7 protein-coding genes are annotated in these 13,485 nt (G+C 42.9%); all 7 read right to left on the bottom strand.

Annotated elements, in window-relative coordinates; translation table 11 throughout:
- Positions 1–953 precede the first annotated feature (953 nt).
- On the bottom strand, positions 954–2,813 hold the full coding sequence (locus CLOSA_RS17555) for a UvrD-helicase domain-containing protein (protein WP_013274081.1): 1,860 nt from the start codon (positions 2,811–2,813) through the stop codon (positions 954–956).
- 16 nt (positions 2,814–2,829) lie between these two features.
- Positions 2,830–4,893: an AAA family ATPase gene (locus CLOSA_RS17560; protein WP_013274082.1), complete on the bottom strand. Its 2,064-nt coding sequence runs from the start codon at positions 4,891–4,893 to the stop codon at positions 2,830–2,832.
- Between the two features lie 466 nt (positions 4,894–5,359).
- Positions 5,360–6,985, bottom strand: a complete 1,626-nt coding sequence (locus CLOSA_RS17565) for a recombinase family protein (protein ID WP_013274083.1) — start codon at positions 6,983–6,985, stop codon at positions 5,360–5,362.
- A complete protein-coding gene (locus CLOSA_RS17570; RefSeq protein ID WP_013274084.1) occupies positions 6,982–8,658 on the bottom strand; it encodes a recombinase family protein in 1,677 nt (558 codons plus the stop codon). Before CLOSA_RS17570 ends, CLOSA_RS17565 begins: the two co-directional genes overlap by 4 nt.
- A gap of 1 nt (position 8,659) precedes the next feature.
- Positions 8,660–10,327 carry a recombinase family protein gene (locus CLOSA_RS17575; protein WP_013274085.1) on the bottom strand — a complete coding sequence of 556 codons (1,668 nt, stop codon included), beginning with the start codon at positions 10,325–10,327 and terminating at the stop codon, positions 8,660–8,662.
- 172 nt (positions 10,328–10,499) lie between these two features.
- Positions 10,500–10,757, bottom strand: a complete 258-nt coding sequence (locus CLOSA_RS17580) for a DUF6870 family protein (protein ID WP_242647751.1) — start codon at positions 10,755–10,757, stop codon at positions 10,500–10,502.
- Between the two features lie 152 nt (positions 10,758–10,909).
- Positions 10,910–13,171, bottom strand: coding sequence for an ATP-dependent DNA helicase (locus CLOSA_RS17585; RefSeq protein WP_013274087.1), 2,262 nt, complete (start codon positions 13,169–13,171; stop codon positions 10,910–10,912).
- Positions 13,172–13,485 lie beyond the last annotated feature (314 nt).

The following is a 13,485-nucleotide window of genomic DNA, read 5'->3' on the forward strand; positions in this document are numbered from 1 at the left end:
CGTTGGACCGGTTGGGCCCGTTGGGCCGATTAGTCCTTGCGGGCCGGTCGGGCCGGTTTCTCCCTGGAGACCCGTCGGACCCGTTGGACCGATTAGTCCTTGCGGGCCCGTTGGGCCCGTTTCTCCCTGGGGACCCGTCGGACCCGTTGGGCCGATTAATCCTTGCGGGCCGGTCGGGCCGGTTTCTCCCTGGGGACCCGTCGGACCGGTCGGACCGATTAATCCTTGTGGGCCGGTTGGGCCCGTTTCTCCCTGGGGACCCGTCGGACCGGTCGGACCGATTAATCCTTGCGGGCCGGTCGGGCCGGTTTCTCCCTGGGGACCCGTCGGACCGGTCGGACCGATTAATCCTTGCGGGCCCGTTGGGCCGGTTTCTCCCTGGGGGCCGATCGGACCCGTTGGACCGATTAATCCTTGCGGGCCGGTCGGGCCGGTTTCTCCCTGGGGACCCGTCGGACCCGTTGGGCCGATTAGTCCTTGGGGGCCCGTTGGGCCCGTTTCTCCCTGGGGGCCGGTCGGACCCGTTGGGCCGATTAGTCCTTGGGGGCCAGTCGGGCCGATTTCTCCCTGGGGACCCGTCGGACCGGTCGGACCGATTAATCCTTGCGGGCCGGTCGGGCCGGTTTCTCCCTGGGGACCCGTCGGACCTGCTGGTGTCAAGACAGGACTAAAAAATATTTATTAGTTGGTAAATGCCACAAAAAACACGCTTTTTCAGGTTGTTTTCCGTTCGCAGTTTCATTTAATTTCTCTCACCAGACTCCTATCTCTGTTTGATTTGCCGCAGGGCTAGAAATGTATCTACATCAACCAGTGGTTCACGTGTATTTTGGATTTCTTCACACTGCCCCGTTGCATTGTCTAGGCAGACTCCCTTTATGCTAAAGCAAAAACGGAATGAAGAAGGCCTTAAGTTTCCCTATCGCAAAAGGTTTAATATATTTGATGCTCATTTAATCACAGTTAATAACAGTAGAGATACCTGGCAACTTTAATAGTTCAAAAAATTCGTTTATTTCTGTATGTTTTTGATTTGGATTCCTTAACTTGTGACGATATGCACAAAATGAAAAAGACAAAAATTCTTTTGCCCTCGAAAGAGCGACAAAAAAAGCACACCTATCTTCTTCAGGTTGATTTCTAAAACTCCAAAAAGCACCATCTTCAAGCCCTACAAAGTAAACAGCTGTATACTCAAGCCCCTTACTTTTATGTATAGTCATAATTGGTATAGAATATAATCCTTGAAAATTTTCAAAGGATAGATTCCAATTATTACATTCTTCAAATTCTTTCCATAATAGATCAATCATTTTATTAACAATATCTTCAAAGAAATTTCCTTGTGCATATGTTGGATATAACGCTTTTATTTTCTCAATATCAAAGAATTGAATAATGTTATTTATTACTTCGTGAAATTCGGTTTCCGTAATATCTAAAGCTAATTTCTCAGATGTCGCATTCAGAAGGTTTATTAAATTAATATGCTCCTGATCATATGCGTCAGATCTTTCGGTTGAATCAAATCCTTTCAGTCCTTCCATTGCGTTATTAACATATTCCCATTCTGTAGGTGAGCGTCGATTGATTGAAACTTTTAATGTATTCAAAACGAGTACAACAATAAATTCCTTTAATATGTCTTGATACTCCGTTTCTATTCTTGCCTTAATACCAAAAGAAGAAAGTACTGTTACAAGAGTATCTATGTAGTTTCCCGGTAATTGTTTAACTAAAATACAAATATCTTTTAATGAAACTCCATTAGATATTTTCTCGGTTATATCTGCAACCAGATATTTTGCTTCCAGATCTTCATTTTCTGATATATACAGTTTTATATCCCCATCATTCTTCTCCCATTTTTTTGAAGTTTGTAAATCAATAAGATCCACCTGTAAAGAGGTGTACATTAATTTCTGTAAATCAACTAGTCGTGGCGCAGATCTATGATTCATCAATAGTGGAATCTTCATAGCGTTGAAATCCTGCTGAAAATCTTCAAAGATAGTTTTCCTCGCACCTGCCCACACCATGATTCGCTGTTTATTATCCCCCACAGCAGTGATCTTAGAATTAGAATTTTGAAAACCCATTTTAACCAAATCATATTGCAAGCTGGTTGTATCCTGAAATTCATCTAAAAATACATGGGAATATGTCGCTTGTAAACCTCTTAATACATATGGATTCGTTGAAAAAATATATATTGTCAACATACTTATCATTTTAAAAGTTAAGCACGAAGGATTATCATCAAAACCTCTAATTAGTAATCTCCATACATTACTACCAATAGAATCTCCGCATACGGGTAAAGGAGTTGTTGCAATCACATTTTCATAATACACTGCCAATCTACTAGGTGTTAAACCTCTAGGATTCAAATAACCAGATTTCTTGAATGCTGCATCAATAGTTTTCTTGTCTCCTATAATATAATCCTTGCTAGGACAAAGTTCTTCTGGTAAAGCATTTCTAAATTGATCCAGAATCTTTTTTGCAAACGCATCGTAAGTGAGAGAAGAAAATCTGATAGCATATTCTTTTCCATATCTACTTTCTATTCTCTCTTTTAAGTTTGCAGCAGCGTCAGTTTTAAAACTGATAGCAAGTATTTTTTTGGGATATGTACAGATATTTGTTTGAAATAAATATCCTGTTTTTTGTGCGAGTAATTCGGTTTTTCCAGCACCTGGCCCTGCAACGACCAGTACATTTTTTTCAGCTTTTACAGATGTTGTTGCATTTTCTTCCAATATTATTCCACCACTCGGTGTCCATTGTAAAGGTGGGATTCTTTCCTGCATATAAAACCTCCATACATTAAATTAAGAGCTTCTTTGCTGTATCTATCAACCTACTAATTACACTTGGAATATTCCAAGCTAAATCGGAATCATCAAGTTGTGAAAGTGCAGAAATATGTGTACTAGGTTTACCGCGATTTAAAAAGAAATAATTGTACCAAACCATTAATCTTTTTTGTTTATCTGAATACGTTATTCCCTTACCACCACATTCTTTAAGCGTATTTTGAACATCGCATGTTATTCTTTCTTGATATTCAGGAGAGATTGATAGTTCGTTTTCTATATCTTGAATTCTTATAGTTGTATTTTCGTCCTCTTCATCTTTCTTGCTAATACGAGGACCTTCTTTTTTCGAAAGAATAGCTTTGTATTCTTCCTCAAAATTTTCAAGCATGAGAAAATCAATATCAAGAGGAGATGAAAAGAAAATATTGTAACTTTCTAAAAATTCAATCCATGAATTCATATCTTCAATGAGGTTAACATCCCAATCATTCATTTTATCTAATTCTTTATTTGTTAAAACTCCACCTTCTACTTTTAAAATTTCTTTCTTGTTATATCCATTTTCAATCAATTGCTTTAATACATATTTTATACGTCCCCATCCACCTCCATCTCGTTCTCTATCCAAATCGAGTAATGTTATATGTGGTATCTTCAAGTCATTAAGCAGACGCCAAAAATGATTTACATGTCTTCCACCTAAGGGAATAATAGAAATACCGGAACTATCAACACCATCTCCATTTGTTTCTAAAAACTTTGGAAGCAGAATTTCTTCACTATCACCCTCTCCAAGTATAACTAATTTTGCAAAGTAAAGTTCAGGGTATGCCTTTACTGCTTCCTTTACATATTTATATTGATCTGAAAGCTTTTCTTTGTCAGGTAAGGTTATATGGCGTATTTCTGTTGACAACATGTCTGGTATCAATCTAAAATATCGTAATTCTTCAGGTGAAATTCTTTTAACAATTGCAGGAGAATGAGATGTTAGAAGTGTTTGAGCATTACATTTTTTAGAAATATCTCTCAACTTTCCAATAAGTTTTCCTAAAAGATGTGGCGCAATATGATTTTCCGGTTCTTCAACCGCAACAATAGTTAATATTGGTGGTGTTCTACTAAAAGATAGCTCTTTACCCTTTTCTATTTCTTCTCTTATTTTATTTTCAACATCTAACATACTATCAACCATGGAAATATAAAATAACGACCTCAATCCATCACCCATTTCATCAATAGAAAATTCTCGTTCTGTAACAGTTGGAGAAAAAAGAACTTCTGCCTTTTTAATTGCAGATTCTATATTGGTAGAATTAAATCTAAGTTGCGCATTTGAATATCTACTGTCCGAATGGTATTCTTCCCATTCGTCGTGAACAGCATTTTTAAGTATAGAGACTCCACTTTCTTTTAAAAATTCATCATTTAAATCTTGAATTAATCCTTTAACACTTTCTTTGGTAGAGTCTTTCCAATTAATGCTATTCATTATTTGATACATCATACTTCCTGATGCATTTTTCAACTGCTTAGAAGGGTCACGAACTGCTGGTACATAAATCATACGAATTCTATTTATATCATGTCTACTTGCAATCCTTTTATTTTCCTCTCCTATTTCTTCTGATTCAGGACAAGTAATATAATAAACCTTACTCTCAATAGATCCTTCAATATTACTACTTTTTTCCCAAGTTGCCTCCAAGCGAATACGTAAATAGGGTACACTTCCTGGGGATTCTACAACAAAACTATCAAAAAAAGTTGGTATTGCATATGTAGTAGATTCTTTTTCTTTTTGGAGCTCGTTAAAATGAAAGACTGCTTCCACATATAAACTTTGTTCTTCAAGATCTTCGGGTGCCTTATCTTTGGGAAGGAAAAAATCACCTCGCTCCAAAATACGATCACTAGAATTTTCTGAAAAAATGGTATTTAATGCATTAAGTGCAGCAGTTTTTCCTGAACTATTATTCCCTATCAATGCAGTTAATTCATCAAAGTTAATAATCTGCTCAGATTCTCCAAATGAACGATAATTGTATAATTTAAGTTTAGCCAGCTTCATAATTTTCCTCCATCAAAGACAAAAATTTTTATACATACATATTTATTTCCTACAGTATAACATTTTTCACAATATTTGTCATTGATGATGGTCTCTTTTTCGTAATATTTATGATTAATTTCCCTAAAAGCGATTAAAAATATCTTCTTGTATCCAAACTCTAATTTTTATAGACTGAGAGTAAAAGAAAAACTTCGCTTTGAGCAAAATCCAATATTACTTGAATAATAATTGCCCATAATAACATAAGTCCTGTTCTGCTAGATACAAAATATTATTATAGCCAATAAGGAAAATTAAAAACGCCATCCTTAGGCTTGTTGAACTTTCGGACAGCGTTTGGTATGGTCATTCAATTATATGCTCTATTTTTTGTTGCATGAAGCTTTGAAAACAAAGGATTTTCAACTCTTAGCATAAATCTATGTCTCGGCGAATTTGACGGTCTCATGAATCCTGAATTTCCTTAGGGATCAGTAAGTTCAATATTTGTATTTACTCCTTTTTCAACATACTGAACCAACCTCATATACTCATCCATACGGTTCCATACAATTTCAATCGCTTCACTTCCGTAGACATAGATGCTGTCAATCAGCTCATCTGCCATTTCTTTTGAAAGCACCGTAAATCCCTCATATCGCTTGAAGCTCGCAATGATGGAGATTGGCTGTCCGTTTTCCTGATAACGACTTTGCAATGCCGTTTCAAGATCAGCGATTTGGGCATCTGTTTCCGCAATCTGCTTTCCAATCTCTTTCTTACAGCTGATGTAGCTTTCCCTGTCCAAAGTACCATCTTTGTATTTTTCATATGCCTTAACCTTGGATGCTCTCAGCTTGGAAAGGGCAGTTTGAATCTGCCTAATCTGCTCTGTCAGAGTGGTTATATCACTATGACTTTGGGTTTTTACTCTGTCAATAAGCTGTTCCATATCAAGCATGACCTCTATCTGCTTATGTATCACAGATAGGACGGTCTGTATCAAACTGACTTCGGAAATCCTATCCTTTGTGCAAGTGCTGTTAGCCACATACTGGTGGCTTTCACAATAATAATATGCCGTAGCCGAGGGACTATTGCTTCTTCGCATAACATGCTGACAAACCCCACACTTCACTTTACCCATCAGAGGTCTGACTTCTGTGTGCTTCTGTATCCTTTGGGGCGCAGAGAAACGCTCCTGAACCGAAGCAAATAATTCCTCCGAAACAATGGCTTCATGGGTATTCGGTACGACAATCCACTCGCATTTTGGAATGCGTTTACCGTGCTTACTCCCGACAAAAGGGCTACGATTTTTTCCGTTTACCATTTTTCCTGTGTAGCGTTCGTCACGGATAATGGTCAGGACGGTCGTGTTCATCCAGTGGTTTGTATTTCCAACAACATTGTATTTACGGTCACAGCCCATAAGCCGTTTATAGATATATGGCGTCGGAATATTTTCTGCGTTCAGGATGGCGGCAATTTGCACGGCATTTTTGCCCTCGCCCGCCATCGAAAAAATACGTCTGACAATGGCAACAGCCTCTTCATCAACCACAAGTTTCTTGCGGTTTTCTGGAGATTTTGTATAGCCATAGGGTGCGTGACTGCTGATGAATTCACCCTTTTCCATTCGGATCTTCTTCGCACTCCGTACCTTTTGTGACAGGTCTTTGCTGTAAAGGGAGTAAATCAAGTTTCTGAAACCCACATCAAGTCCGCCAGTCGTACCGTCAAAGTCGTTGCTGTCAAAACGGTCATTGACGGAGATAAAACGTACCCCTAAAAAGGGAAATATCTGCTCCAAATAATCTCCAATGTCAATGTAGTTTCTTCCGAAACGGGATAGGTCTTTCACGATGATACAGCTTATGTTTCCGGCGCGCACTTCTTCCAGCAAGGCTTTCACGCCCGGACGGTCAAAATTCGTACCACTGTAACCATCATCGCAAAACTCAACCACTTCATACTGTGAGAGGTCAGGGGAGCTTTTCACAAAGGCGTTCAGAAGCTCCCGCTGGTTTATGATACTGTTGCTTTCACCCTCGTTCTCGTCCTCTTGGGATAAGCGGGTATACTCGGCAAGGATTTTCTTGATACTCACGAAACCCTCACCTCACTCTCCGCCTCAATAAAGCCGAGCAAACTTTCAAACTCATCCCGATACCTGAAACAGATGGATACCGTTTGATCGCTGAATATCTCCACCCGTTCTATCAGCTCGGAAATCATTTCTCCCGTTATGGCTTTATTCTTTCCCCATTTCTTCAAGGCTGTTATCCATGGGTTTTGAGGTGTCAGCATGGTATCAAGACGGTGCTTTTGCATGGATAGTTCATCAAGTCGGCTCCGCAAAAGGGTAACATCTTTCTCATACTTTGCTTTTGTAAAGAGATATTCCGCTTCATCAAGGAGCTTTTCCTGATAATCCTCATACAAGGAACTTCTGAGCATGGACAGTCTGGACAGCTTCTTTTCCGTTTCGGAAATCTCCGTGTCCACCTCACTCTGCTGCTGGCAGAAGCCTTCTTTTGCATTGAGCTTAGACACCATTCGGTCTATGTCAACGGCAAGGTCAATCTGCTTGCGGATAGCCGTATAAAGAATGGAGAGCAAATCCGGTTCGTCCATACGCTTTCTGATGCAGTCATTCTTGGCAATATCCTCGTATGTGGCACAGCTAAAGTAATAGAGTGCCGAACCCTTTGATTTGGGCATTTTACGCCATTTCATGCTCCGTTTGCAATCACCACAGAACACAAGCCCTTTTAAGATATTTGACCGTTGCGGCTCCATTTCTTTTCTCTCGATGGACTCCCGTTCCTGCTTGATGTACCGTACCGCCAAAAAGGTTTCTTCATCAATCAAGGGTTCATGGGTGTTCTTTATTTCTACCCACTGATCCTGCGGCTGCTCCACACAGCCACCCTTGCCCCATAGGTCAGATTTTGTTTTTCCCTGCACCATATGACCGAGGTAAACCGGGTTAACCAAAATCCTGCGGACGGCGCTTTTATACCAATACCGCATATTAGCATAACGCTCACTTTTCAAGATGCCCTTTTCATAGCGGTACTGGCTTGGGGAGGGAATGCCCAACTCATTGAGTTTTTGGGCGATACGCATATCACCCATACCATTACTCGCCCACTTAAAAATATCCCTGACAACCGGTGCGGTTTCTTCGTCAATCACCAGCTTGCCATTATCCGCCTTTTGATAGCCGTAGGCTGCGACACAGCCGGTAAATTCCCCTCTGCCTCTCTTGACTGCAAGCCCCGACTTTATCTTTTTTGATATATCTCTGGCGTACACATCATGGATCAGGTTTTTCAGAGGAACGGCATACCCATCATCCTGACTGCTGGCATTTAGACTGTCATATCCATCGTTCACGGAGATAAAGCGAACATGAAAGAATGGCAGTATTTTTTCAAGATAAGTTCCGGTTTCAATGTAGTTTCTGCCGAAACGGGACAGGTCTTTGACCACAATGCAGTTGATTTTTCCACCCTTGATGGCGTCCATCATTTCATTGAAACCGGGACGGTCGAAGTTCGTTCCTGTCTGATTGACATCCTTAAAAACAGATATGAGCTTCAGGTACGGCCTTTCAGCGATATAGCGTTCCAACATGGAGATTTGATTGCCGATGGAATCACTTTCTTTTTTTCGCTCATCTTCCTCCGACAGCCGCCCATAAACACAGGTGTTCCATATCGTTTCAAGAGGGACCTGGGCAACATGATCTATTTGTTTTCTGCTTGTTCTCGCCATCTTACACCACCCCCTTTATGGGAGCCGGTGAAGCTGTTGCAATTAGGTCTTTTGCGTTCTCGGCAAAGAACAAAGCTCTTTCATATTCATACTGATAGCGGAATCGGATTTCCACCCGGCTGCCGGAATAGATATTGACCCACTCAATCAGGGAAACAACTACCTTTCGGGACAGCTCGGTGATATTCCGATTCTTCTTAAAGGCTTCAATCCAAACGCTGTTTGCTCCCTTACCCGCAAGGATCAGGGCAATATCCTGTTTCAGCCGTTCGGCAGCTTTCTCCGCTTCCTCACACTTTTTTCCGTATATGACCTTAAATTCCCGGTACTCATCTGCATCAATGACACCGCTTTTCAAGTCCTCATAGATAGACACTTTGAGGTTTTTATACTTTTCGATTTCCTCCTGTTTCATCAGCAGTTGAGTATCAATTTTTCGGATTTCCTCCTGCTGCATAGGAAGGGTGTCGATATAACGGAGAATCCGTTCAATGTCGAGAATAGAAGCGATGTGATTTTGAAGTGCTTGCAGGACTGCCTTTTCTAATACCTTTTCGCTGATGCAGTGAGTGGTACAGCCATCCCCAGCCTTATTCTTTGAACAATAATAGTAGGCGTACTTCTTTCCGCCTGCGGGTACAATCTTTCGCACCATACCGCTTTTGCAGTCAGCACAAAAAAGCAGGCCGGAAAACGGATAGACAGCTTCTCCGTCTGGAGCGATACGGGTATCCTGTGCCAGCACACGGTTCACAGTGTCAAAAATCTCCTGTGGGATAATAGGCTCATGGGTGTTTTCCACCCGAACCCATTTATCCTCCGGTTTCATAAACCGCTGCTTAATTTTATAGTTTGGAGTGCTTTCCTTACCCTGCACAAGATGCCCTGCGTAGATAGGGTTTTTCAAAATGCGGCCAACCGCCACCGCAGTCCATTTTGCCTTGGGGTTTACCTGAAAGCTGGTGGCAAAGTTAAGTCCTAAAAAGCGTTTATATTCCATGGGGGATGGCTCGCTGATCTCATTCAGCCTGTCGGCTATCCCTTGCTGGCTGAGTCCGTCCAGCTTCCATGCAAAAATATCCCGCACAATCTTTGCGGCATAGGAGTCTATCACCAGTTGATTTTTGTTCTCGTCTGATTTCATGTAGCCGTAAACGGCAAAGGAACCGATAAACTCGCCATTTTTACGCTTTACATCAAGCTGACTCCTAATTTTAACGGAGATGTCCCTGCAATACGCATCGTTGACAAGGTTCTTAAAAGGAATGATAATATCGTCTGACGGTGATTTTTCCTTTGCACTGTCGTAACCGTCGTTGATAGCAATGAAACGCACACCTAAAAACGGAAAAATCCGTTCAATGTATCGTCCTGCTTCGATGTAGTTTCTGCCGAAACGGGACAGGTCTTTGACGATGATGCAGTTGATCCGTCCGGCTCTTACATCCTCCATCATCAAATTGAACGCAGGACGATTAAAGTCAACACCACTAAATCCGTCATCTATTCTTTCCGAACAGAGGCGGATTTCGGGCATTGACTTCACAAAATTGGTTATTAAATCTCTTTGATTGGCAATGCTGTCGCTTTCTGCTTTATCGCCATCCTCTTTAGACAGGCGCAAATAGTCTACAGCATTGTATATGATTGTATCCTTATTTAATGGCATAACAAAACCTCCCGATTGAAAAAGTCAAGAAGCAAAACCTGACCTAATCAATGGGCGTTCGCTAATATTAGTCCATGTATAATTATAGCACCCCTCTCAGGATGCGTCCAGACAATATTGCTATTTCTCCGAACCCATACGGTCAGGCTCCGCCCGAAGCAAACTACCCATATCACATCATCCTCAAAAAACTTTCCATCCTATCCTCCAGTGTGGCGCCGCTATCATTAAAGCTGATTTTGACTACTACTTTTCCGCACTTGTAGCAATATGGATTTCTTATTTGCTGGATAAAATCCAGTATCCGTTCTTCCATGGGCAGTTTTGCATTGACTTTCGTATCATTAATGTCAACCAGAGTATCCGGGTTGACCGTTCGGATGTCTATGTTTTTCATCGTTTCAAAGTCTATATCTGGTAAAGAGTCCACCCAATCACTCCTTTCGGGGCATAGGGCGATAAGGCTCCCTGCCTTACCGCCCTGATACAGTGTATTCCGGTTCAGCTTGTCAGGTGACAGTCGAGCGGAAAAAGCAATGAATAGGCTCCGTCCTTTTTCTTGGAGAAAAGACGGGCGCCCACTCATTCAAAGTAGGTGCCCGACTTCTTAGCCGCAATAAAGCGGTTCACATCAGAAAGCTGGTGCGTAACGGGCATATCAGGTAAGGCCGCCAATATATCATTCCGGTAGCGTCTGCTCGCCCGACTGTCGAGAATAGAAAAAACACAGGTATCCGTTTCTCTGCGGATGCCCCGGCCAAACCACTGGCGCAGTTTGATGAGCATACCCGGCACAATGACTTTGTTCAGATAGCCGTAGAAGTCAGGGTACAGGGTCTTTTCATATTCCAGCACCGGGTCAGGAGCAGGGAACGGCAGCCGTACCACAATGAGGGAAGATAAAATATCCCCGGCAAGGTCAATGCCCTCCCCGGCACTGTCGCTGGCGCAGAGGACACCTTTTCCGCTTTTACGAAAAGCGTCGATAGCGTCCAGACGGCTTTTGCCCATACGGAACAAGGGAAATGAAGTGATTCGTCCGCATAGTTCGTCATATACCTGCTCCATCATGCGGTAAGAAGTAAACAGAATTAGGGTATGCCCATGGGTCGCTTCAATCATCTCCACCAGCCGATTGACCACCGCTTGAAAATAACTGCTGTCTTTGTCTGAAGGCAACGGCATATCCTGCGGAAGATACAACAAAGCGTGGTTTGGATAATCAAAGGGAGAAGCCTTGCTGGTTTCAAAGATGCGGCGTTTCTCTGCCAGTATAATTCCGTTATTTCGCTTGAAATGTGAAAAATCGCCCCCCACAGAGATCGTACCGGAGGTCAGGATATACGGAATTTCTTCCTGCCAAATATCCTCCGACAATAGGTAATCAAGCTGCTTTGGCAGGGCGCAGACCCGGCAGGCCGTTGCCCCAGTCATTTCCAGCCAGAGAATAGACCCTGCATGGTGAAACAGGATGGACAGCTTCACTTCCTGCTGTTCCATGCGGTTTACCAGCCGGTCGTAACGCTCCCTTTTCTCACGGGAGGTCGTATAAAAAAGCACCGACAGTCTGCGCAGCACAGCCATCAGTGTTTTCAAAGCCCGTATGCAATTTAAGTTAATTTGTACGGCATAGCAGTTCTTATCATAGCCTGTGCCTGCGGCATATCGCAGGGCCTCAAAGAGCAAGACATTCTGTTCCTGTATGGTTCCGCACAGCCTGACGATCTCCGCTTTGTCGGGATTGCCTCCGCCTATGGCATGGTAAATGCTTGCCACCAACCGTTCCAGCTCCACATTTTCCAATGTCATGCCGTACATCTGTCGGGCGGCATCAAGGAGCTTGTGAGCTTCGTCAAAAATCACCACTCCACGGGGCGGGAACAGGGACCTTCTCCCGTTCTTCCTGCCAAGTACATCAGCCAGCACAAGATTGTGGTTGGCAATCTGAAAATCATATCCAAGGGACTGCGCTTTGCGGATAAAATCACGGTATCGGCAGACCGAGGACAGCGGGCAGTTCAGATGGCAGCGTTCCACATTGATACAGGATTTCACATAGTCCGTTAAGGGGAGCGTATCCAAATCAAGGGGGCAGGCTCCTGTGAAAAGCCCGGTCAGAACAGAAAGCAGCTCCTTGTCCTCATGGCGGTCATTGTGTGCGATAGAGGAACGATACCCCTTTACACGGCTATCGCAGGCATAATGGGATTTCCCCTTGCGCACTACAAAGGACAGGGGCTTGTCAATGATACGGTGTTCCATCAGAATATCGGAAATCTGAGGGATATATTCTTCCGTCAATGCCTTTTGCAGCGCAATGGTGGAAGTAGAGATAATTGTCGGCAGTTTATTGTTGCTGAATAAGTTGTGGACCGTTACGGCCAGTATGTAGGCATGGGTTTTGCCTGTACCTACCTCGGCCTCGCAGAGCGCCAGCCTGTTTTCCTGCAAGGACTCCAGCATTTCCAATGCAAGAGTCGCCTGATTTTCCCGAAAGTCCATACCATGTTCCGGCAGTATGTTTGAAAAGATGTGTTCCAGAAGATTTCTTGCTCTTATGGCAGGCTTGATGGAAAAGGTGCTTTCCGGTTCCGATACTGCCTGCGAAAGCATTTTGTCCATCGCTTTTTGATAGCCGCCTTCATTCAGCGGCGCCGCTTTGGAAAAGAGCCGCTTTACCTTTAAGGTGGTAAGCTCCACCATGCGGTAGCTGTATGTTTTTCCGGTGTAGTATTCCAAAAGCACGCAATTTTCGGCTGTCAGTACAATGCGTTCCTCTTGCCGAATTAAGCCTGCTTCATAAATCTTATTTTGAATATCTGCCATATAGACAGGTTGATTCATATCGTTTTGCCTCCTTTGCTTGCCTAAAGGAGCGACACAAGAATGCGGCGGAATCAGGAAAGATGTTGAAAGTTTGATGACTCAAAAAGCCTGTTCCGCCGCATGGTTTCTATCGCTCCGATAGAGCACGATAGATTTTTATATCAAAGCAAAGGTGTGACAGGCGATCCGGCTGGTGTTGCCGGACTCCATAAAAGCCGCCCCTCATTCTATCTCAAACGAGGGTGATGCGTTTTCCCGGCCGTCTGCCGGGCTACTCAATGCGGTGAGGCGTTCAAAGTAGAAGTACCATGATGACCGGCAGGGATCGTCGC

The sequence above is a fragment of the [Clostridium] saccharolyticum WM1 genome (assembly GCF_000144625.1).
Classification (GTDB): Bacteria; Bacillota; Clostridia; order Lachnospirales; family Lachnospiraceae; genus Lacrimispora; species Lacrimispora saccharolytica.